This window comes from Mycobacterium kansasii ATCC 12478 (assembly GCF_000157895.3).
Taxonomy (GTDB): domain Bacteria; phylum Actinomycetota; class Actinomycetes; order Mycobacteriales; family Mycobacteriaceae; genus Mycobacterium; species Mycobacterium kansasii.
The window spans coordinates 6,102,284-6,125,181 of the sequence record NC_022663.1; the positions used below are offsets into that span (position 1 = coordinate 6,102,284).

General features: G+C 66.9%; 17 protein-coding genes and 1 pseudogene. 10 read left to right on the top strand and 8 right to left on the bottom strand.

Annotated features, from left to right (window positions below; all coding sequences use genetic code 11):
• The first annotated feature begins 38 nt into the window (after positions 1-38).
• Together fadD11 and MKAN_RS26435 are read left to right on the top strand one after the other, a co-directional pair.
• Positions 39-1,883, top strand: a complete 1,845-nt coding sequence (gene fadD11, locus MKAN_RS26430; protein ID WP_023373557.1) for a fatty acid--CoA ligase FadD11 — start codon at positions 39-41, stop codon at positions 1,881-1,883.
• A complete protein-coding gene (locus MKAN_RS26435) occupies positions 1,880-3,763 on the top strand; it encodes a lysophospholipid acyltransferase (RefSeq protein WP_023373559.1) in 1,884 nt (627 codons plus the stop codon). The genes fadD11 and MKAN_RS26435 overlap by 4 nt, the downstream gene beginning before the upstream one ends.
• Before the next feature lie 15 nt (positions 3,764-3,778).
• On the opposite strand, the gene MKAN_RS26440 is transcribed toward MKAN_RS26435, so the two are convergent.
• Complete coding sequence (locus MKAN_RS26440) at positions 3,779-4,009, bottom strand: hypothetical protein (protein ID WP_023373561.1); 231 nt, start codon at positions 4,007-4,009, stop codon at positions 3,779-3,781.
• Between the two features lie 134 nt (positions 4,010-4,143).
• Between MKAN_RS26440 and MKAN_RS26445 the strand changes: the two genes are divergently transcribed.
• From MKAN_RS26445 to MKAN_RS26455, 3 genes are all read left to right on the top strand, one after another.
• A complete protein-coding gene (locus MKAN_RS26445; protein WP_023373563.1) occupies positions 4,144-4,581 on the top strand; it encodes a nitroreductase family deazaflavin-dependent oxidoreductase in 438 nt (145 codons plus the stop codon).
• Between the two features lie 33 nt (positions 4,582-4,614).
• Positions 4,615-5,907, top strand: coding sequence for a threonine ammonia-lyase (gene ilvA, locus MKAN_RS26450; protein WP_023373565.1), 1,293 nt, complete (start codon positions 4,615-4,617; stop codon positions 5,905-5,907).
• Positions 5,908-5,999: 92 nt separating this feature from the next.
• Positions 6,000-6,920: a phosphatase PAP2 family protein gene (locus tag MKAN_RS26455; RefSeq protein WP_042313070.1), complete on the top strand. Its 921-nt coding sequence runs from the start codon at positions 6,000-6,002 to the stop codon at positions 6,918-6,920.
• 28 nt (positions 6,921-6,948) lie between these two features.
• Here MKAN_RS26455 and MKAN_RS30085 read toward each other — a convergent pair.
• A pseudogene (locus MKAN_RS30085) lies at positions 6,949-7,587 on the bottom strand (pyridoxamine 5'-phosphate oxidase family protein); the annotation flags it as partial.
• Between the two features lie 40 nt (positions 7,588-7,627).
• On the opposite strand from MKAN_RS30085, the gene MKAN_RS26465 reads away from it, so the two are divergent.
• Positions 7,628-8,953 (top strand): aminotransferase class I/II-fold pyridoxal phosphate-dependent enzyme, encoded by a 1,326-nt coding sequence (locus tag MKAN_RS26465; RefSeq protein ID WP_023373571.1) that lies wholly within the window; start codon positions 7,628-7,630, stop codon positions 8,951-8,953.
• A 75-nt stretch (positions 8,954-9,028) separates the two neighbouring features.
• Here MKAN_RS26465 and treZ read toward each other — a convergent pair whose 3' ends face one another.
• From treZ to MKAN_RS26495, 6 genes are all read right to left on the bottom strand, one after another.
• Positions 9,029-10,753, bottom strand: coding sequence for a malto-oligosyltrehalose trehalohydrolase (gene treZ / locus MKAN_RS26470; protein ID WP_023373573.1), 1,725 nt, complete (start codon positions 10,751-10,753; stop codon positions 9,029-9,031).
• Positions 10,746-13,055, bottom strand: coding sequence for a malto-oligosyltrehalose synthase (treY, locus tag MKAN_RS26475; protein ID WP_023373575.1), 2,310 nt, complete (start codon positions 13,053-13,055; stop codon positions 10,746-10,748). The genes treZ and treY overlap by 8 nt, the downstream gene beginning before the upstream one ends.
• A gap of 3 nt (positions 13,056-13,058) precedes the next feature.
• A complete protein-coding gene (gene glgX, locus MKAN_RS26480; RefSeq protein WP_023373577.1) occupies positions 13,059-15,251 on the bottom strand; it encodes a glycogen debranching protein GlgX in 2,193 nt (730 codons plus the stop codon).
• Positions 15,252-15,339: 88 nt separating this feature from the next.
• A complete protein-coding gene (locus tag MKAN_RS26485) occupies positions 15,340-17,481 on the bottom strand; it encodes an acyltransferase family protein (protein WP_036395356.1) in 2,142 nt (713 codons plus the stop codon).
• 85 nt (positions 17,482-17,566) lie between these two features.
• A complete protein-coding gene (ripD, locus tag MKAN_RS26490; RefSeq protein ID WP_023373581.1) occupies positions 17,567-18,400 on the bottom strand; it encodes an NlpC/P60 family peptidoglycan-binding protein RipD in 834 nt (277 codons plus the stop codon).
• 334 nt (positions 18,401-18,734) lie between these two features.
• Positions 18,735-19,154: a hypothetical protein gene (locus MKAN_RS26495; protein WP_036395355.1), complete on the bottom strand. Its 420-nt coding sequence runs from the start codon at positions 19,152-19,154 to the stop codon at positions 18,735-18,737.
• 84 nt (positions 19,155-19,238) lie between these two features.
• Here MKAN_RS26495 and MKAN_RS26500 point away from each other — a divergent pair, with 84 nt between their 5' ends.
• From MKAN_RS26500 to MKAN_RS26515, 4 genes are read left to right on the top strand one after another with little or no spacing between them, the layout of a single operon-like run.
• Positions 19,239-20,546, top strand: coding sequence for an adenosylmethionine--8-amino-7-oxononanoate transaminase (locus MKAN_RS26500; RefSeq protein WP_036395409.1), 1,308 nt, complete (start codon positions 19,239-19,241; stop codon positions 20,544-20,546).
• Positions 20,547-20,552: 6 nt separating this feature from the next.
• Positions 20,553-21,713 carry an 8-amino-7-oxononanoate synthase gene (locus MKAN_RS26505; protein WP_023373587.1) on the top strand — a complete coding sequence of 387 codons (1,161 nt, stop codon included), beginning with the start codon at positions 20,553-20,555 and terminating at the stop codon, positions 21,711-21,713.
• The gene (bioD, locus tag MKAN_RS26510) at positions 21,710-22,384 is read left to right on the top strand and encodes a dethiobiotin synthase (RefSeq protein WP_023373589.1); all 675 of its coding nucleotides are present in this window, start codon (positions 21,710-21,712) and stop codon (positions 22,382-22,384) included. The genes MKAN_RS26505 and bioD overlap by 4 nt, the downstream gene beginning before the upstream one ends.
• Positions 22,384-22,893, top strand: a complete 510-nt coding sequence (locus MKAN_RS26515) for a 2'-5' RNA ligase family protein (RefSeq protein WP_023373591.1) — start codon at positions 22,384-22,386, stop codon at positions 22,891-22,893. The genes bioD and MKAN_RS26515 overlap by 1 nt, the downstream gene beginning before the upstream one ends.
• The last annotated feature ends 5 nt before the right edge of the window (positions 22,894-22,898 follow it).

Below are 22,898 nucleotides of genomic sequence, written 5' to 3' on the forward strand. Positions count from 1 at the left end.
CTGATGCGGCGCGATGCAGGAGCGAAGGAGCGGGACAGATGACCACGACCGAGCGCCCGGCCACCATGTGCCAGGCATTTCAGCGAACCGCCGCCATCGACCCGGATGCGGTGGCACTGCGGACCCCCGGAGGCGCCCGGACGCTGACCTGGCGCGAGTATGCGGACCAGGTGCGCCACGTTGCTGCTGGCCTTGCGGGTCTGGGGGTCGGGCGCGGCGACACGGTATCGCTGATGATGGCCAACCGCATCGAGTTCTATCCGCTGGAAGTGGGTGCCCAACACGTTGGCGCCACGTCGTTTTCGGTCTACAACACGTTGCCCGCCGAGCAGCTGACGTACGTGTTCGACAACGCCGGCACCAAGGTGGTGCTCTGCGAGGAGCAATACGTCGACCGCATCCGCGCCAGCGGTGCCCCGATCGACCACATCGTCTGCATTGACGGCGCGCCGGAGGGCACCATCTCGGTCGCCGCGCTCTACGCGGCCGCGCCCGCCGATTTCGACTTCGAGGCGGCGTGGCGCGCGGTCCAGCGCGACGACGTCGTCACCCTCATCTACACCTCCGGAACCACCGGGAACCCCAAGGGTGTGGAGATGACCCACACCAACCTGCTGTTCGAGGGCCACGCCATCGACGAGGTGCTCGGAATCGAGTTCGGTGACCGGGTCACGTCGTTTCTGCCGTCGGCGCATATCGCCGACCGGATGACCGGTCTGTACCTTCAGGAGATGTTCGGCACCCAGGTCACGGTGGTTTCCGACGGCCGCGCTATCGCGGCTGCGCTGCCCGACGTGCGGCCCACCGTGTGGGGCGCGGTTCCGCGGGTATGGGAAAAGCTCAAAGCCGCAATCGAATTCACCGTGAGCCACGAGAGCGACGAGATGAAGCGGCAGGCATTGCAGTGGGCGATGTCGGTGGCCGCCAGACGCGCCGAAGCGGTGCTCGCCGGTGTGCCGATCCCCGATGAGCTCGCCGCCGAATGGGCCAGGGCCGACGAGCTGGTGTTGTCCCAGCTTCGCGAGCGACTCGGCTTCGGGGAGCTTCGATGGGCGATCTCGGGCGCCGCGCCCATTCCGAAGGAGACGCTGGGTTTCTTCGCCGGCGTCGGCATCCCGATTGCCGAGATTTGGGGAATGTCCGAGCTGAGCTGCGTGGCCACCGCCTGTCACCCCCGAGACGCGCGGCTGGGCAGCGTCGGCAAGCTGCTGCCCGGGTTGGAGGGCAGGATCGCCGAGGACGGTGAATACCTGGTCCGCGGCCCGCTGGTGATGAAGGGTTACCGCAAGGAACCGGAGAAGACCGCAGCCGCCATTGATCCCGAGGGTTGGCTGCACACCGGCGACATTTTCGACGTCGACGAACACGGCTACCTGCGGGTGGTCGACCGGAAGAAGGAGTTGATCATCAACGCGGCCGGAAAGAACATGTCGCCGGCCAACATTGAGAACACCATCCTGGCCGCTTGCCCGATGATCGGCGTGATGATGGCCATCGGTGACGGGCGCCCCTACAACACCGCGCTGATGGTCTTCGACGCCGATTCGGTCGGTCCGTACGCCGCCCGGCACGGGCTGTCCGACGCGTCACCCGCGGCCCTGGCCGCCGACCCGGAAGTAATCACCCGCATCGCGGCCGGCGTGGCCGAGGGCAATGCCAAACTTTCCCGCGTGGAGCAGATCAAACGTTTCCGGGTACTGCCCACCTTGTGGGAGCCCGGCGGTGACGAGATCACGTTGACCATGAAACTCAAGCGCCGCCCGATTCTGGCCAAGTACGCCGCCGAGATCGAGGAACTCTACGCGGCCGAGCCGGGACCCGATGTCCACGAACCGGCCGTCACGGCGTCCGCACAACCGGCATCACTGGGGGAGCGGCGGTGACGGCGCGCGAGGCAGGTCGGGTTGCGTTGCGAAAGCTGCTGCAGCGCACCGGAATTGTCGACGAATCGATCACACCGTTGTCGACCGACCCGGCCGAGGTCGTCCAGCTGCTGGGCACCCCGTGGTACGACGAACGGTTGGTCAAGCTGGCACACGAGCTCGGGCGCGATCCGGACAGCGTCCGTGCCGAGGCCGCGGGCTACCTGCGGGAGATGGCGGCCTCGCTCGACGAGCGGGCCGTGGAGGCGTGGCGGGGTTTCAGTCGCTGGCTCATGCGGGCCTACGACGTGCTGGTCGACGAGGACCAGATCGCCGCGCTGCGCAAGCTGGATCGCAAAGCCACCCTGGCGTTCGCCTTCTCGCATCGCTCCTACCTGGACGGCTTACTGCTGCCCGAGGTGATCCTGGCCAATCGGCTGTCCCCGGCGCTGACCTTCGGCGGCGCAAACTTGAACTTCTTCCCGATGGGTGCGTGGGCCAAGCGCACCGGGGCCATCTTCATCCGGCGCCAGACCAAAGACATTCCCGTTTACCGGTTCGTGCTGCGCGCCTACGCCGCGCAGCTGGTGCAAAACCACGCCAACCTGACCTGGTCGATCGAAGGGGGCCGGACCCGTACCGGCAAGCTGCGCCCTCCGGTGTTCGGGATCCTGCGCTACATCGCCGACGCCGTCGACGAAATCGACGGTCCGGAGGTGTATTTGGTGCCGACGTCCATCGTGTACGACCAGCTGCACGAGGTGGAGGCCATGACCACCGAGGCCTATGGTGCGGTAAAACCGCCGGAGGACCTGCGCTTCCTGATCCGGCTCGCGCGCCAGCAGGGTGAGCGGCTCGGCCGTGCCTACCTGGACTTCGGCGAGCCGCTGCCGCTGCGCAAACGCCTCGAGGAGTTGCGGGCTGACGAATCGGGCAGCGGAACCGAGATCGAACGCATCGCGCTGGACGTGGAGCACCGCATCAACCGCGCCACGCCGGTTACGCCCACCGCGGTGGTCAGTCTGGCGCTGCTGGGCGCCGACCGTTCGCTGTCCATCAGCGAGGTGCTGGCCACGGTGCAACCGCTGGCCAGCTACATCGCGGCGCGTCACTGGGCGGTGGCCGGCGCGGCGGATCTGACGAATCGCTCCACCATCCGATGGGCATTGCACCAAATGGTGGCGTCGGGTGTGGTGCGCGTCTACGAGGCCGGCACCGAAGCGGTGTGGGGCATCGGCGAGGACCAGCACCTCGTCGCCGCGTTCTATCGCAACACCGCAATTCACATCTTCGTCGACCGTGCCATCGCGGAGATGGCGTTGTTGGCGGCCGCGGAGATCTCCGAACGGTCCGGGAACGGTTCCGTGTTACCGGCTACCGTGCGCGACGAGGCGCTGCGGCTTCGCGAGCTACTCAAGTTCGAGTTCCTGTTTTCGGCGCGCGCGCAGTTCGAGAAGGACCTCGCCGACGAAGTACGGCTGATCGGGCCGGTGGAAGACACCACCAAGGCGGCCACCGCCGAGCAGGTACGGCAACTGCTGGAGTCGGCCGATCTGCTGCTGGCGCATCTGGTGCTACGGCCGTTCCTGGACGCCTACCACATCGTCGCCGACCGCCTGGCCGCCTGCGAAGACGACGCGTTCGACGAGCAGGCGTTTCTGGCCGAGTGTCTGCAGGTGGGCAAGCAGTGGGAATTGCAGCGCAGAATCGCCAACGCCGAGTCCAGGTCGATGGAGCTTTTCAAGACCGCACTTCGGCTGGCTCGCCATCGTGAGCTCGTGGATGAGGCCGGCTACTCCGACTCCCACGACATCGCCCAACGGCGGCGTGAATTCGCCGACGAGATCGCGACGGCCATAAGGCGGGTCAACGCGATCGCCGAACTGGCCAGAACGCGGTGACCCGCCTTATGGCCGTCAGCGCTGCGCCGGTGTGAGGATCTTCAGTACGAGGCCGACCACGATTCCGACTGCGGTGGCGCCCAGCACAGACGCGGCTGCACTCGTGGTCACCACCCCGAGCAGCACCAGGGCGGCGAACCCGGCGATCACGGCGAACAACTTGTGCCGCGGCCAGGGCACACCCGCGATCAGCACGTCCGCATTATTCGGGGCGGCGAACGAGCGCAATCGTTCGGCTGTGGTCATGAATTCAGGATAGTGGCTACTTTGACTTCGGGTAACCGAAGTCTGCCGCGGGGGTGACGGGCGATTCGGCGGAGCCCGGATTGGCTCACGAAGCCCGGTCGCCGCCCGCGAGCACGCCTCTTTAGAGTGGGCTTATGCCGTTAGAGGGTGAATACGCGCCGAGCCCGCTGGGCTGGTCGCGCGAACAGGCCGACAAGTACTCCGAATCAGGCGGGACCGAGGGCACCGAGATGAAGGGCAAACCGGTCGTTCTGCTGACCACCGTCGGGGCCAAAACCGGCAAACTCCGCAAGACGCCGCTGATGCGCGTGGAGCATAACGGCGAGTACGCAATCGTCGCCTCGTTGGGCGGGGCCCCGCAGAACCCGGTGTGGTACTACAACGTCAAGAAGAACCCGCGGGTCGAGCTTCGGGACGGCACCGTCACGCGTGACTACCAGGCCCGTGAGGTATTCGGCGACGAGAAGGCCACGTGGTGGGACCGGGCCGTGCGGGCCTGGCCGGACTACGCCGAATACCAGAAAAATACGGACCGTCAGATACCGCTGTTCGTGCTGACGCCGGTGAGCTGAGTCGTCCGGCGGGTGGCATGGCACCATTGATCGGTGTCCGCTGAACTGAGCCAGGGCCCGAGCAGCCTGCCGCTGCTGTCGGCGGCTGACATCGACAGTGCGGCGAAGCGGATTGCCCCGGTCATCACACCGACGCCGTTGCAGCTGAGTGACCGGTTGTCGGCGATCACCGGCGCGACGGTGTATCTGAAACGCGAAGACCTGCAGGTGGTGCGCTCTTACAAGCTGCGGGGGGCCTACAACCTGCTGGTGCAACTGACCGATGAGGACCTGGCCGCCGGCGTGGTGTGCTGCTCGGCGGGTAACCACGCGCAGGGCTTCGCTTTCGCCTGCCGGGCACTGCGGGTGCACGGCCGCGTCTATGTCCCGGCCAAAACACCTAAGCAAAAGCGAGACCGAATCCGCTACCACGGCGGGGAGTTCATCGAGTTGATCGTGGGCGGGGCGACTTATGACCTGGCTGCCGCGGCGGCGCTGGAAGACGTTCGCCGTACCGGCGCCACGCTGGTACACCCGTACGACGACCTGCGCACCATCGCCGGGCAGGGCACCATCGCCGTCGAAATCCTTGCCGAGCTCGGCCCGATCGTCCAAGAGCCCGACCTGGTGGTGGTCCCGGTCGGCGGCGGCGGCTGCATCGCCGGGATTACCACCTACCTTGCGGAGCGAACGACAGCCACCGCGGTGCTGGGTATCGAGCCGGCCGGAGCCGCCGCGATGATGGCCGCGCTGGCCGCGGGCGAGCCGGTGACGCTGGACCATGTGGACCAGTTCGTCGACGGCGCCGCGGTCAGCCGGGCCGGGACGCTGACGTATACGGCGCTGGCAGCCGCCGGGGATATGGTGTCGATCACCACCGTCGACGAAGGCGCGGTGTGTACCGCGATGCTCGATCTCTATCAGAACGAGGGCATCATCGCCGAACCGGCGGGCGCCCTGTCGGTGGCCGGCTTGCTGGAAGCCGACATCGAGCCTGGGTCCACCGTGGTGTGCTTGATCTCGGGTGGCAACAACGACGTGTCACGGTATGGCGAGGTGCTCGAGCGCTCGTTGGTTCACCTGGGCCTCAAGCACTATTTCCTGGTGGACTTCCCGCAGGAGCCCGGTGCGCTGCGCCGGTTTCTTGACGGGGTGCTCGGCCCCACCGACGACATCACGTTGTTCGAATACGTCAAGCGCAACAACCGCGAGACCGGCGAAGCCCTGGTAGGTATCGAACTCGGGTCGGCCGCGGACTTGGACGGACTGTTGGCCCGGATGCGGGCGACCGACCTTCACATCGAAGCCCTCGAGCCGGGTTCGCCGGCCTACCGCTACTTGCTGTAGCCGGCAATCTTGCTCACATCTGCACGGGCCGATGGCTTGATAACCTGGTCGACGCCCGGACCGAGGCGTTCTCTTGCACGTTGGGTTAGAACATGAGCCAGCCATCTGGACCCGGTACGCCCGGTTTCGGTCTGGTGAGCGCAGCGACCGTGGCGTGTCTGGCACTACTGGTGGCCGCGGCGTCGTGGATCGCGGGGAACGAGACGCCGATTCGCGGACTGTGGGCGCGCGCGTGCAACGTCTCCGTGATCGGCCGCGTGGTGGCCTGGCTACGCAAGCGGGCCGGTGCCAGGGGAAGGGCGCTGACTCGTCGACTGCCGGTGTCCGAGGTCGCCGGTGTCGCGCTGCTCATCGGCGCTGCGGTGGTCACGGTATTGGCGGTCTGCTTCACCGAAGTGCTCGATGACGTCCTCGAGGGTGACGGCATAGCGGGGATCGACCAACCGGCTGCCGAATGGCTTGCGGCCCATCGCGACCTGTGGTTGACCATGACGCTGCAGGTGGTCACCGCTGCGGGCGGTCCGGTTGGGATGGCGGCGCTCACCGTGTTGACCTGCGCCGCTGTCGTTTTTCGGTGCAGGTCGTGGCTGCCGGTGGTGCTTGCTCTGGTCGGTGGCGGTGGTATTGCACTGGTGGTTCTCGTTGCGAAAGCGCTGGTAGTCCGGGACCGGCCCGCCCTGCCTTTTGCAACGATCGCCGAAGGCGGATACTCCTTTCCCTCGGGGCACGCAGCGGGCACCGCCGCGGTCACATTGCTCTCGGGGTGGCTGGTGGCCCGCTGGTTGATCATGTCGTGGACCGGGCGAGTCATCGTGTGGACTTTGGCGATGGGCTGGTCCGCCCTGGTCGGATTTTCACGTATCTATCTGGGAGTGCACTACATCAGCGATGTGCTGGCCGGCTGGTTGGTAGGCATGGTCTGGGGCGGTGTCGTCGTGCTGGTGGGAACATGGTGGGACAGCACCAGGGGAGCGAACGCCGCGAAGCCCGCCTCCGATAACCAGGCACGGTGAGCGCGCCGGTAGGTCTCGGTCTGCCCGTCAGATACTGCGGCAGTGGGGTAGCAGGGTCGAGATCGTCGGCCGGTCGCGGCGTCCCCGCCGTCACGGTCAGCGGGATGACCCCGGCCCAATGCGGCAGCGCACGATCTTCCGGATCGTCGACCGGCCCGCCCTGGCGCACCTTGGCCGAAACCTCGACAAGATCGAGGGCAAGCACCGCCGTGGCGGCCAGTTCACGGGTGTTGGGGGTTCGGCAGTCGGCGGCGCGACCGGGCCGGATGTGGTCGAGCAGCGCGTGCAAGGCAGACAACTTCTCGGCGTGGTCGTCAACCGCACGCGCGCTGCCCATCACGACTACCGAGCGATAGTTCAGGGAATGGTGCATCGCCGAGCGGGCCAGCACCAGCCCGTCGACGAGGGTGGCGGTGACGCAGACGGGCAGGCCGGCTGGCTTGGCGCCAAGCATTGGTCCGCTGCCGGTGGAGCCGTGAATGTACAGCGTCTCTCCGCAGCGGACATGCATGGTCGGCAAGACCACCGGCCTGCCGTCGCGGACATAGCCAAGGTGACAGAACAAGGCCTCGTCGAGGATGCGATGGACGGTCTCGCCGTCGTAACGAGCACGCTCGCGGTAGCGAGAGGGGGTAGTGCCTGGCGTTGGTTGGTATCCACGGGCCATATCATTGCCACCGATTCCGTACTAGTACATAATTATGACTGTGCCAGCACAATATAGGATAACCGGGACGGGCGCCGAATCCATAGCCACCAGCGTCGAACAAGCCATCTCGCAAGGCAGCCTCACGCCCGGCGACACGCTGCCGCCTATCCGCGATGTCGCGGGGCAACTCGGCGTGAATCCCAACACGGTGGCCGCCGCGTACCGCATCCTTCGTGATCGTGGAGCCGTCGAGACCGCGGGGCGGCGCGGTACCCGGGTGCGCGACCGGCCGGCCATCACGCCGCGGTCCGCGCTCGGCCTCGACGTCCCCGAAGGCGCCCGCGACTTGTCTACCGGCAACCCGGACCCCGCTTTGCTGCCGATCGCCGTCGCGCGACTGCGGACCCGTCCCGGACCGCCCGTCCTCTACGGACAGCTGCCGATGTCTGACGAGTTGGTCCACCACGCTCGCGCCGCGCTGACCGCGGATGGCGTCCCGGCTCACCACCTCGCGGTGACCAGCGGCGCGCTCGACGGCATCGAGCGGGCGCTGACCGCACACCTGCGGCCCGGTGACCGGGTCGCCGTCGAGGACCCGGGCTGGGCCAATCTGCTCGATCTGCTTGCCGCACTGAGACTTAACGCGGAGCCGGTACGAGTCGACGACGACGGGCCGCTGGTTGCCGACCTCGCCCGAGCACTGAGCCGCGGGGTGCGGGCAGTGGTAATCACCACTCGCGCGCAGAACCCGACCGGGGCGGCGGTGTCCGCGGATCGTGCGACCGCGCTGGGCAATCTGTTGGCGGCCCGATCCGACGACGTGCTGCTGGTCGAGGACGACCACTGTGCCGGCATTGCCGGGGCACCCCTGCACACCCTCGCAGGTTCGACCGAGCACTGGGTTCTCGTGCGCTCGGCATCAAAGGCCTATGGCCCCGACCTGCGCCTGGCCATCGTCGCCGGAGATCGGCGGACGGTCGAACGGGTGCAGGGGCGGCTAAGGCTGGGGCCGGGCTGGGTGAGCCACCTGCTGCAGGATCTGGCCGTAACGCGGTGGTCGGACAAGGAGGCGACGCGCCTGATTCGCAAAGCCGAACGGCGCTACGCGGATACCCGTCGGCGGTTATGTGCTGCCCTGGCCAACCGTGGCGTCCTTGCTTACGGCCGATCCGGGCTGAACGTGTGGATTCCGGTGCCCGACGAGACGGTGGCGATCACCCGTCTGCTCAATACCGGCTGGGCGGCGGCGCCGGGATCGCGGTTTCGAATTGCCACCCCGCCCGGAATGCGGATCACGATTGCGGATCTGAGCGTTGGCGAGATCGAACCCCTTGCCGACTCGATTGCCGAGGCGGTGCACGTCACCGGCCGACGCAGCGTGTGAGCTACCGGGTGGCGAGCAGACGCGGAATCGCACTGTTTTGGCCACAACAGTGCGATTCCGCGTCTGCTCGCGGTGCTATCCGCAGCGGAGAATGGCGACCGAATGGCCTTCCAGCGCAGTGTGGTCGGCGTCGACTGCCGGCTCGCCCCAGGCCAGTACCACCTCACCGGTGACGGGCACCTGCACCGATTCGGCGCCCAGGTTGCACGCGATGCGCAACCGGTTGCGGCACACGATGATCCAGCGTTGGTCTTCGTCGTAGTCGACGGTCAGGCGCCCGAGCCAGGGATCGGCCATATCGGGGTCGTCGTGCCGCAACGCGATCAGGTCGCGATAAAAGCGGTGCACGAGCGCGTGTTCGCCGGCATGGACCTCATCCCAATTCAGCTTGGAGCGCTGAAACGTCTGCGGGTCTTGGGGGTCGGGGATCTCGCCGGCATCCCAGCCGTGCTCGGCGAATTCGGACTTGCGTCCCTCCGCGGTGGCCCGGGCCAGCTCCGGTTCGGGATGCGAGCTGAAGAACTGGAAGGGTGTCGACGCCCCCCATTCCTCACCCATGAAAAGCATTGCTGTATAAGGTGATCCGAGCGCCAGCGCGGCCTTGATCGCCAGCTGGCCACCGGTCAGGTATTGCGACGGGCGGTCTCCCAGAGCCCGGTTGCCAACCTGGTCGTGGGTGCAGGTATAGGCGAGCAGCCTGGTGGCCGGGACGGTCGCAGTATCCAGCGGCCGCCCGTGGCGCCGGCGCCGAAACGATGAATAGGTGGCCGCGTGAAAGTAACCGTGGCGCAGGGTGTGTGCCAGCGTGGCCAGCGAGCCGAAATCCGCATAATAGCCTTGGCGCTCGCCGGATACCGCGGTGTGGATGGCGTGATGGATGTCGTCGGACCATTGCGCGGTCAGTCCATAGCCGCCGCAATCGCGCGCGGTGATCACCCGGGGATCATTGCGGTCGCTTTCGGCGATCAGCGACAGCGGACGCCCCAGCTGGGTTGACAGCCAATCGGTTTCGCCGGCCAGCTCCTCGAGGATATCGATGGCGGTGGTGTCCACCAGCGCGTGCACGGCGTCCAGCCGCAGCCCGTCGGCGTGAAAGTCGCGCATCCACCGCAGCGCGCACCCGATGATGTAGCGGCGGACCTCGTCGGAGTCGGCGTCGGCGATGTTGATACCCTCCCCCCACGGGTTGCTCGCCGACGAGAGGTAAGGGCCGAACCGCGGCAGGTAATTCCCCGACGGGCCAAGGTGGTTGAACACCGCATCGATCAAGACCCCCAGACCGCGGGCGTGACAGGCGTCGACGAACCGGACCAGCCCGTCGGGTCCGCCGTAGGGTTCGTGCACGCTGTACCACAGCACGCCGTCGTATCCCCAGCCTCGGGTGCCGGCAAAAGAGTTGACCGGCAGCAGCTCGACGAAATCGATCCCGAGATCGACCAGATAGTCCAGCTTTTCGACGGCAGCGTCGAAGGTGCCGGCGCCGGTGAAGGTGCCCGGGTGTAATTCGTAGATCACCGCGCCTTCGACCGACCGGCCCGCCCAATCGGTGTCGGTCCACGCCGCGTCGGCAGGGTCCCACAACTGCGAGCGCGCGTGCACCCCGTCGGGTTGGCGAGGTGATCGGGGGTCGGGCAGCACGGCGGGGTCGTCGTCGAGCAGATATCCGTAGCGCGCGTGCGGTGCCGTGTCCACGACCGCGTGCCACCACCCGTCATCCGAACGAGTCATTGGGTGCACCCGGCCGTCGACGTCAAGACGCACCAGCTCGGGTTTGGGTGCCCAGACGCGAAATTCAGTCACGGTTGCGCTCCAGCAGGACCACGGGTAGGTCCGCGAACAGTTCTGCGGCCGACGTCGGCCCGCTTGCCGTGGCACCGGAAAGCGTGTCGGTCCAGGACCCGTCGGGCAGCGGCACCACGGTATTACCCCAGCCGGTTTCCTCCAGCCGCACGGTCCAGCGGGTCACCGCGACCAGGATGTCCTGGCATTCCCAGCCGCGGCGAAACGCCACCACATGATCACTGGCGTCGCCGCTGGCCAGCACCGGTACGTAGCCACCGTGCCGGAAGCTCTCCGGACGGGAGCGCCGCAGCCGAAGCGCGGTGGTGACGACCCGAATCTTGGGGTGTGCCAACGTTTTCAGTGCGGTGCGGCGGGCGGCGTAATCGACGGGCCGGCGGTTGTCGGGGTCGACCAGGCTGTCGTCCCACAGCTCGGTCCCCTGGTACACATCGGGTATCCCGGGTACGGTCAGCGCGAGCAGCTTCTGGCCGAGCGCGTCGCTTGCCGCATGCGGGTGCAGCTGAGCCACCAGCCCGGTCAGCTGCTCGGCCACCGGACCGTCGAGCACGGTATCGAGCCAGCGGTGTATCGCGTCCTCGAAATCGGTGTCCGGATCGTTCCACGAGGTGTGCCAGGCCGCTTCCCGGATGGCCTTCTCGGCGTAGCTGTGCAGCCGGTCGCGTAGCTCGGCGGTCACCTCACCACTGACGGGCCACACCCCGAAGATGTTCTGCCACAAGAATTGTCCGGTGGCGGGATCGGGGGAGGGGGACTGGATCTCCCAACGGGCGACGAACTCGGCCCACAGCGACGGAACCTGTGAGAGCACCCCGATCCGGGCGCGCACATCCTCACCGCGCTTGGTGTCGTGGGTGGTCAGTGTCGTCATCGCGAGCGGCCACATCCGGGCCCGGGTGGCAGCGCTGTGATGGAACTCCGCCGCCCCGACACCGAACCGGTGCGGTTCGCCACCCACCTCGTTGAGTGAAACCAGCCGGGAGTCACGGTAGAAGTAGCAGTCCTCGACGGATTTGGCGGTCACCGCACCGCAGAGCTGCTGCAGCCGGGTGGCCGGTTCGCCGCCAATGGCCAGCGCCGCGGCGACGACCTGCAGTGCCGGACCTAATTCCGGTGCGGCCGACTGGGTTTCGGCCAACGCGGTGGGCATCACCGCGGCCAGGCCCGGGTAGTCGCAGCGGTACACGCCGATGTGGGTGAGTAGCGCGGCTATCGCCTCGGGCAGCAACGGATCATCGGCGCCGGCGGCGGCCACGATACTGCGGCGTAGCCTGCGCAATTCGCTTGCCAGGGTGTCGGTTGCCGAACGGGTCTTGAGCTCGGCCAACATGTCCGGCATCGCCCGATAGTTCACTCCCGCGGACTCGACCAGCGCGGTGAGCTCCGCGGCTCCGCTCGGATCGACGAAAAGCCCGCCTATCTCCCGCAATGCGTCGTAGCCGGTGGTGCCGGCCACCGGCAGCGTCGGCTCCAGCGCCTCGTCGACGGCCAGGATCTTCTCGATCACGATCCATGCGTCAGGGCCGAGCAATTCGCGTAACCACGTGAGGTATCCACACGGATCCGACAGGCCGTCGGGATGATCGATGCGCACGCCGTCGACGAGTCCCTCGACAAACCATCGCGCGACTTCGGCATGGGTGGCGTCGAACACCGCCCGGTCCTCCTGACGCAGCCCGGCCAGCGAGGTGATCGAGAAGAACCGGCGGTAGCCGCAGACCCCGTTTCGCCAGCCCACTAATCGGTAGTGCTGACGGTCGTGAATCTCCGGGCCGGTGCCCGCCGCGGTGCCGGGCGCGATCGGCAGCGCCAGATCACCCAACCGCAACAGGTCGCCGTCGACTTTCAGGTCCGCGACGTCGTCGTCGGAACCCAGAATCGGCAGCACAATTCGGCCGTCCTCGTCGAGATCCCAGTCGATGTCGAAGTAGCTGGCGTAGGCCGACGAGCGGCCGTGTCGCAGGACGTCCCACCACCAGGCGTTCTGCTCGGGCTGGTCGATGCCCACATGGTTGGGCACTATGTCGACGACCAGACCGATGCCGCGGGCCCGGGCCGCCGCCGATAGTCGCGCCAGCCCGTCAGCGCCCCCGAGCTCGGCCGACACCGCCGTCGGGTCGGTGACATCGTAGCCGTGGCTCGACCCGGCGGCCGCGGTCATGATCGGGGACAGGTACAGATGTGACACCCCGAGGTCGTCGAAGTAGTCCAGCAGGTTCTCGGCGTCGGCGAAGGTGAACGCGAATCCGCTGGAGCAACCACGCAGCTGCAGCCGGTAGCTGGACACGATGGGCAAAGCCATGTGTCACAACGTCTTACGGAGTACGAGGAGCGAACGGGCGGGCAGCGAGAACTGTTCTCCGGCGTTGAGGACCCGGTCGCCTACCTCTTTGAGACCGGCCGGGTCGTTGGTGTCGAGCTCCACGGTCCACTCCTGCGCGTAGCTGCCATGGGGCGTCAGGAACTCGACCGGTTCGTCGTGAGCGTTGAAGCACAACAGGAATGAATCGTCGACCACCCGCTCACCGCGGGCGTTGGGTGCCGTGATGGCGTCGCCGTTGAGAAACACCGCCACGTACTGGTGAAAACTCTTGCCCCAATCCTCGTGTGTCATTTCGCGGCCGTCCGGCGTCAACCAAGCGATATCGCGTACCTCGTCGCCGCTTCGGATCGGTTCGCCTTCGAAGAACCTACGCCGGCGAAACACCGGGTGGTTCTTGCGCAACGTGGTTACCTTGCGCGCGAAGGTCAGCAGATCCGAGTTCTTGTCCACCAAAGTCCAGTCCATCCAGGACAATTCGGAGTCCTGGCAGTAGACGTTGTTGTTTCCGCCCTGGGTGCGCCCGATCTCGTCCCCGTGCAGGATCATCGGTGTGCCTTGGCTGAGCATCAGGGTGGCCCAGAAGTTGCGCATCTGGCGGCGGCGCAGCGCCGCGATGTCGGGGTCGTCGGTGGGACCTTCGACGCCGCAGTTCCACGACCGGTTGTGGCTTTCTCCGTCGCGGTTGGCCTCGCCATTGGCCTCGTTGTGCTTTTCGTTGTAAGACACCAGGTCGTTGAGGGTGAAGCCGTCATGGGCGGTGACGAAGTTGATGCTCGCGCTGGGACGGCGGCCGGTCGCCTCGTAGAGGTCCGACGACCCGGTCAGCCGGGAGGCGAACTCGCCCAGGGTTGCGGGCTCGCCCCGCCAGTAGTCACGCACAGTATCCCGATACTTCCCGTTCCACTCCGTCCACAAACCGGGAAAATTGCCGACCTGGTAGCCGCCCTCGCCGACGTCCCACGGTTCGGCGATCAATTTGACCTGGCTGACCACCGGATCCTGCTGTACCAGGTCGAAGAATGCGCTCAACCGGTCCACGTCGTGCAGCTCTCGGGCCAGGGTCGCGGCCAGGTCGAAGCGGAATCCGTCGACGTGCATCTCGAGCACCCAGTAGCGCAGTGAGTCCATGATCAGTTGCAGCACGTGCGGGTGGCGCGCGTTGAGGCTGTTACCGGTACCCGTGTAGTCCTTGTACAGCCGCAGGTCCGAGTCGACGAGCCGGTAGTAGGCGGCATTGTCGATGCCGCGGAAGTTGATGGTCGGGCCCAGGTGGTTGCCTTCGGCGGTGTGGTTGTACACCACGTCCAGGATCACCTCGATATCGGCTTCGTGCAGGCTGCGCACCATGGATTTGAACTCGGCCACCGCCCCGCCGGGATGCCGGTTCGACGCGTATTGGTTGTGTGGGGCGAAAAAGCCGAACGTGTTGTAGCCCCAGTAGTTTCGCAAGCCCAAGTCGAGTAGCCGCGAGTCGTGCAGGAACTGGTGTACCGGCATCAGTTCGAGCGCGGTGACGTTCAGCGACTTGAGGTGGTCGATGATCATCGGGTGGGCCAGGCCGGCGTAGGTGCCCCGCAGTTGCTCAGGGATACCCGGGTGAGTTTGCGTCATCCCTTTGACATGAGCCTCGTAGATGACCGTCTCGTTATACGGAGTCACCGGTGCCCGGTCGTAGCCCCAGTCGAAGAACGGGTTGATCACCACGCTGGTCATGGTGGAGCCCAGGGAGTCAACCATGGGAGGGGTGCCCGGGTCGGCCGAATCGCTTTCGGGGTCCACTGCACTCATGTCGTAGGAGAACAGCGCCTGCCCGAAGGTGAAATCGCCGTCGAAGGCTTTGCCGTACGGGTCGAGCAGCAGTTTGCTGGGATCACAGCGATGGCCGGCCGAGGGGGCAAAGGGCCCGTAAACCCGAAACCCATAACGCTGGCCGGGGATGATGTTGGGCAGATAGGCGTGCCAGACGTATCCGTCGACCTCGTCCAGGGAGATTCGGGTTTCGCTACCGTCGTCGGCGATCAGGCACAATTCGACTTTCTCGGCGATTTCGGAGAACACCGAAAAGTTGGTGCCGGCACCGTCGTAGGTAGCTCCGAGCGGATACGGGGTGCCCGGCCACACCGTGGGCAGTGTGGGCCGGGTTCCGCCTGAGCGTTCGGTGTTGTTCGGCGACATGGGTTGACTTTATCCGCGTTCGGTGTGGCGCCGTTTGGTGATTCGCGCTCGTGTCCTGCTGTTTCGCGCCGCTCGCGTCGGCGCCCAATCACCACCAGCCGGTGATCGTCGCGATCTGTCGCCCCAGTTCGGGTGCCATGGTTCGCATGTACGTCGGTGTCAGGTGGTGAGAGTCGCGGTAGATCAGCACATTCCCCTCGACCGCGCGGCAGAAATCCTCGCGGCATATCGCATCCGACATGTCGATGGGCTTCAGCAATGGAAACTGCGCCACGAAATCCAGGGTGGTGTTGTAGTCGGAGAGTAACTCGGACCGCTTGATTCCGCAGGACTTCCCATTGCCGCCCTTGGCCAGGCAGTCCGCCGGCTTGAATGGTTGGCCGTCCTTGACCATCCACGGGGTGTCGCGAACGGCGAGAATAGGAATGTTGTTGTCCGACAACGTTTGCCAGATCCCGATGTAGGTGGCCGGCATCACGTCGCCGGGCTTGATGTTCCAGGGGCGGGTCGACGTGGTGAACACGTAATCGGGACGATCGGCGACGATCTTTTCCATGGTTGCCTGCACCCACTCGCGGCACTGTGGGTACGCGGCGTTGTTGCCCATGATCAACGGGACTTCCTCGGTCGACAGCGGGCAGCCCATCTTGAGATAGGTCACCACTTTGAAGTGGTGCAGACGCCCGAGCAGGTCCAGCGCCGGCAGCCAGTGTTCGGCATGCGATCCGCCGGCCAGCGCTATGGTCCGGGGCGCGTCCTCGTCGCCGTAGGTGCAGTTGACCAGAGCCGGATTGACGAAGTCGCTGATGCACCCGTCCCGGGTGGACGCCGGCAGGTCGTCTTTGACTTCCAAGACGGTGGGACGCATCCGCAGGGTCGGCACCCGGGCATGGTTGGTCAGGGCTCGGGCGCCGGGATAATCGTTCGCGCTGAGTCCACTGAGCTCCTTGCCGGAGGCGCGGGCGACGATGACATGTTCACGCCAGCTGAACGACGTCGCGGTCAATGTGACGCCCAGCAGCACCACTATCGATCCCAGCGCGATGGTCGGCCGGCGCAATCGCAGCTGCCAGGACGGGGCGGCTTGGGCGGTGGCGGCGGTGGTGGGTGCCCGGTACCGCAGCGGGTCCTCGACATGGCGAAGCGTCAGGTAGGCCAGTAAACCCGAGACCAGCAGCACCGCTGCGCCCTCGAGGAAGTTCGCCTGCCGGTGGCCGGTGTAAGAAAGCCAGAAGATGAGCAGCGGCCAATGCCACAGATACAGCGAGTAGGCCATCGCCCCCAACGTCACCAGCGGCCCGATCGCCAGCACCCGATTCGGCACAGGCAGGCGATTGCTGGTACCGGGATGGGCTTGCCGGTTGGCTCCGGCCATGATCATCAGCATCGCTGCCCCGACGGGCACCAGCGCCCAGGGGCCGGGGAACTCCTTGACGCCGTCGATCAGGGCGCCGCACGACAAGATCGCCGCCAGTGCTGCGGTGGCCGTGACGGTGCGCAGCCACATCGGCCAGCGGATGTAGGGCACCGACGCACCGACGAGCACCCCCAGGAGCAACTCCCACGCCCGCGCGAAGCTGTCGTAATACGCGTTGGCCTGGTTGGCCTGGTGGGCGGCGACCGCGTAGCCGAATGACGCGATCGTGAGCGCGCTGAGCAGCACGACGAAGAGCGTTCGCAGGCGGGGGCCCAGGGGACGCCTGAATACATATGCACACGCGGCAACCAGGAACAGGAATGCCAGATAGAACTGGCCCTGCACGGACATGGACCAGATGTGCTGCAGCGGGCTGACGGCTTCGCCGGCGCGCAGGTAATCCGACTGCGAGTTGGCCAGTTCCCAGTTCTGGTAGTAGCCGAGGCTGGCCAGGCTCTGGTTGGCGAACGTCTCCCATCGGGTCTGCGGTTGCACCAGCACGGTGAGCAACGCGCAGCCGGCAAGCACCACGACCAGCGCCGGAACCAGCCGGCGGACCAGTCTGACCACCTCGGTGATCGGCGAGAGCTTCACCGCTGGATCAAGGGCCGCCCGCAGTACTTTGCCGCCGAAGAAGAAGCCGGACAACGCCAGGAACACGTCCACGCCGCCGGAAACCCGGCCGAACCACACATGGAATGCGGCGACCAGCGCAATCGCGATACCCCGCAAGCCGTCGAGATCATGCCGATAAAAGCCCACCGCCCGCGACCCCATCGCGGTCGGTGTAGGAGGTGGTGCCAGGGTCTGCATGATCGACCGCTAATTTACCGAAACCCGCTACCGGCCCCGCGCTGAGCAGCGGGGACCGGTGGCGGGTTGCGTTGGGTCGCGAAGGTTATCGGGGGGTGCCGGTGGGTGCAGGCTGCGCCGGGGCCGGCTGCGCGGGCGCTTGCTGCGCCGGCATGTGCTGCAGTGGTGCCTGCTGTGCCGGCAACTGCTGCAGCGGTGCCTGGGTTGCGGGCGCCTGCTGCAAGGGGGCCTGCGGTAGTGGTGCCTGTTGCGCGGGCAGCTGCTGCAGTGGTGCCTGTCGCGCGGGCGCCTGCTGCAACGGCGTCTGTGGCAGCGGTGTCTGCTGTACCGGCGCCTGCGGCAATGGTGTCTGCGGCGTCTGCTGTACCGGCGCCTGCGGCAATGGTGTCTGCGGCGGCAGCTGCTGGCCGGGCGCGGTCTGGGTACCGAGGATCCGGACCAGGTAGGGGGTCATGCCGCTGCTTCGCACCGGCGACACCTGAACCACGTCGCCAACCTCCAGCATCTGGCCGTTGCCGAGATACATGGCGACACTTTGGGTGCCTTCGGGACCGTAGAAGATCAGGTCACCTTTGCGTGCCTGCTGCGGCAGGACCTTCTGGCCTACTTTGTACATCTCGCCGGAGGAACGCGGGAGCTTGATCCCGGCGCCGGCGTAGGCGTATTGGATCAGCCCCGATGCGTCGAACCCAACGGTGTAGATGCCGGAACCCTTGCCGCGAGTGGGGCCGGTGACACCGCCGCCGGCCCACGAGAACGGCACCCCGCGCTGTGAAAGACCGCGGGCGATGACGACGTCGGTGGCCTGCTGGTAATCCGTCGACCTCAGGCCGGGGTCGGCGGCCGCGAGGCCCGGGACGGCCGCCATCGGGCTGACCATCATCGCCAGACCGATGGCGAAGGCGTAGATGCGTTTCATGGGGATCCAACCTCCTGGACCCTGCCGGGCCCTTCTTGCGTCAGCGCGGTGACTTCGCGCCTCAGCCGCCGTTGCATGACTCACGCGGTGGCCGCTACATCGAGACCTGCCGGCGCTGCATGCACTCGCAAGTGTGAATCATCTGGCCGAAACCACGTAATTCACACCAGTCACTACAGTCACTTTGACAACAGAAGCGGGCAACCGCCAGGCCCGGCCGGGATTTTTTGTCTTAACGTGACCGGACGGTGACTGGGTTGGCCCAATCTTGTGCGGGCAGTTGTGATTTCGGTCTCACCGACGTTGCCGCCGCGTGATCAACCAGATGCGGCGATCAGGGCCAATATCGTTCGCTGAAGCCGGCCAGCGCATACCCGAGTACGGACGTGACGGTCATGACGCCGACTGCGATGATCGGCCAGAAGGACATGTACCAGCCCTTCACCATGGACACGAACGGCCCGATGACCGCCGCGGCTATGGCGGCGCCGATACCGCCCCACATCAGCGGATAGATGTAATAGTTGGCGCCGTAGGGCACCGGCGGGCAATCTTCGGAGAGGCATACGTTGTCGGTGAAAGCGAAGAGCCGCGACGGCCAACTGGTTGCGGTCACCAGATAAAGCAGCAACCCCGATACAACAACCGTGCTGATCACATCCCACGGGACGATCCGCAGCTTGAGCACCCGCGGAGCCTGAGGGTCGGCGGTACCGGAGCCGGGACGGTCTTCGGGACGATTCGGCGCAGCCATGCCATGCATGCTCCCGGATGGTCGCGGTTTCCGCGACCCGCGACCGCGATGGGCGGCGCGGCGCCTGCATTACTCTCGGTCTCCATGGCTGCCGCGGTAACGCCCGGGTTGACGCCCGAGCAGATCAGCGCGATCGACGCCGCCCACCTCTGGCACCCCTACAGCACCATCGGCGCCGAAGCGCTCCCGCCCGTAGTGGCAGTCGCCGCCCATGGCGCCTGGCTCACGTTGATCCGCGACGGCCACCCGATCCGGGTCCTCGACGCGATGAGCTCGTGGTGGACCTCCATCCACGGTCACGGCCATCCCGTTCTGGATGCGGCCCTGACCACTCAGCTGGCCACGATGAACCATGTGATGTTCGGCGGCCTGACCCACGAGCCGGCGGCCCGGCTGGCGCGGCTGCTGGTCGAGCTCACCCCGCAGGGCCTGGACACGGTGTTCTTCAGCGACTCCGGCTCGGTGGCGGTGGAGGTCGCGGTGAAGATGGCACTGCAGTACTGGCGCAGCCGCGGCCGGCCCGCCAAGCACCGGTTGATGACCTGGCGGGGCGGTTATCACGGCGACACGTTCACGCCGATGAGCATTTGCGACCCTGACGGCGGCATGCATTCGCTATGGACCGACATCTTGGCCCGGCAGGTGTTCGCTCCGCAGGTGCCGCGGGACTACGACCCCGGCTACAGCGCGGCGTTCGAGGTGCAGCTGGCCGAGCATGCCGCCGAGTTGGCCGCGGTGGTCGTGGAGCCGGTCGTGCAGGGCGCGGGCGGAATGCGCTTCCACGACCCGCGTTACTTGTGCGACGTGCGCGACATCTGCCGTCGCCACGACGTGTTGTTGATATTCGACGAGATCGCCACCGGATTCGGCCGCACCGGCGAACTGTTCGCCGCCGACCATGCCGGGGTGAGCCCGGACATCATGTGTGTCGGAAAGGCGCTCACTGGCGGATATCTCAGCCTGGCCGCCACCTTGTGTACCACCGGCATTGCGCACACCATCAGCACCGGCGCGGCAGGTGCGCTGATGCACGGGCCCACTTTCATGGCAAATCCTTTGGCCTGCGCGGTGTCGGTGGCCAGCGTCGAGGTGCTGCTCGAACAGGACTGGCGGTCGAGGATCGCCGAGATAGCGGCCGGACTGACCGCAGGGCTCGAGCCCGCCCGAACATTGCCCGCGGTCACCGATATACGGGTGTGCGGCGCCATCGGCGTCATCGAATGCGAGCGGCCGGTCGATCTGACCGTCGCCACCCCGGTGGCCCTGGACCATGGTGTCTGGCTACGCCCGTTTCGCAACCTGGTCTATGCGATGCCGCCCTACATTTGTCCGCCCGCCGAGATTGCGCAGATCACCTCTGCGATGGTCGAGGTCGCGCGACTCGTAGTCTGAACGTCTATGAACGCCTTCCCGCGGGCACCGATCGAGACGTCACCGCTGGCGTGGCTCGACGAGGTCGAGCGGCAGCGCCGCGCGGCCGGGTTGCGGCGCTCGCTGCGGCCACGTCCCGCCGTCGCCACCGAACTGGACCTGGCATCCAACGACTACCTCGGCCTGTCCCAGCATCCCGATGTCATCGACGGCGGTGTCCAGGCGCTGCGGGTGTGGGGCGCCGGTGCCACCGGTTCCCGCCTGGTCACCGGCGACACCGAGCTGCACCAGGAGTTCGAAGCCGAGCTCGCCGAATACGTCGGCGCCTCTTCGGGGTTGTTGTTCTCCTCCGGCTACACCGCCAACCTGGGAGCTGTTGTTGGCTTAACCGGTCCCGGTTCGCTGTTGGTGTCCGACGCCTACTCGCACGCGTCCCTGGTGGATGCCTGCCGGCTTTCGCGGGCCCGAGTGGTCGTCACCCCGCACCGCGACCTCGATGCGGTGGAAGCGGCACTGGGATCGCGCTCCGAGCGGCGCGCCGTCGTCGTCACCGACTCGGTGTTCAGCGCCGACGGCACCCTGGCGCCCATCCGCGAGCTACACGAGGTGTGCCGTCGGCACCGGGCGCTGCTTGTGGTCGACGAGGCGCATGGTCTGGGGGTACGCGGCGGCGGGCGCGGGCTGTTGCACGAAGTCGGGCTGGCGGGTGCGCCTGATGTGGTGATGACGACGACGTTGTCCAAGGCGCTGGGCAGCCAGGGCGGTGTAGTTCTGGGGCCGGCAGCGGTGCGTGCTCATCTGATCGACGCGGCCCGGCCGTTCATCTTCGACACCGGTCTGGCACCGGCGGCGGTGGGCGCGGCGGGTGCCGCGCTGCGAGTGTTGAAGGCTGAACCATGGCGGCCCGACGCCGTCCTCACACATGCCCGCCGCCTGGCCGGGATCTGCGGTGTGCCCGCACCGCCGGAATCGGCCGTGGTGTCCGTGGTGCTGGGTGACCCGGAGGTGGCGGTGGCGACCGCGGCGGCCTGCCTGGACGCCGGCGTCAAGGTCGGCTGTTTCCGCCCTCCGACGGTGCCCGCCGGGACGTCGCGGTTGCGGCTGACGGCGCGCGCCTCGCTGAGTGCCGACGAGCAGGAGTTGGCTCGCCGTGTCTTGACCGACGCCCTGGCTGTGGCGCGCGGTTGACCGTACTGCTCGTCACCGGGACCGACACCGGCGTCGGTAAGACCATCGCCAGTGCGGCGCTGGCGTCACACGCGCGCCAGGCCGGCATCGACGTAGCGGTGTGCAAGCCCGTACAGACCGGTACCGGCGCCGGCGACGACGACCTGGCCGAGGTGGGCCGGATGTCCGGGGTGACCGAGCTCGCCGGGTTGGCGCGCTACCCGCTACCCATGGCGCCGGCGGCGGCGGCCCAGCAGGCCGGGATGGCGTTGCCCGCGCGCGATCAGGTGTTGCAGCTCATCAGGAGTCTGGACCGCCCGGGCCGGCTGACTCTCGTCGAGGGCGCGGGCGGCTTGCTGGTCGACCTCGCCGACGGCGGCGTCACGCTGCGCGATCTCGGCGTCGCCCTGCCGGCCGCGGTGCTGGTCGTGGTCGGCGCCGGACTTGGCACCCTCAACCACACCGCGCTCACACTCGAAGCACTTGCCGCCCAAGGGGTTTCCTGTGCCGGGCTGGTGATCGGCAGCTGGCCGGCCCACCCGAGCCTGGTCGAGACCTCCAATCGGGAAGCGCTGGCCCGGATGGCTCCGGTGCGGGCAGTACTTCCAGCGGGCGCCGGCGTGGCCGAAGACTTCGCGGCCATCAGCGCGGCCGCGTTTGACCCCGAGTGGGTGAGAACCCTGGTCGTCTGATGGTTCATTCGATCGAGCTGGTCTTCGACCCCGATACTGAGGCGGCGGTCCGCCGTATCTGGGCCGAGTTGGCCGCCGCCGGCATACCCAGCCAGGCGCCCGCCAGCCGGCCGCACGTGACGCTGGCCGTCGCCGACCACATCGACTCCGATGTCGATGCGTTGCTGCATCCGGTTGCCGGCGAACTGCCACTGAACTGTGCGATCGGCGCGCCGGTGCTCTTCGGCCGTGCCAACGTGGTGTTCACGCGCCTGGTGGTGCCGACGAGCGAGCTGTTGGCACTGCATGCCGAGGTGCACCGGGTCTGCCTGCCGCATACGGCGCCGGCTCCGATGTCCAATAGCCTGCCCGGTCAGTGGACCGCCCACGTCACGCTGGCCCGCCGCGTGGGTGGCGGCCAGCTGGGACGGGCGCTGCGCATCGCGGGACGCCCGGCGCAGATCAACGGCAGTTTCGCCGGCCTGCGCCGCTGGGAGGGCAACAAGCGGCTCGAGCACCCCATCTGCTGACTATC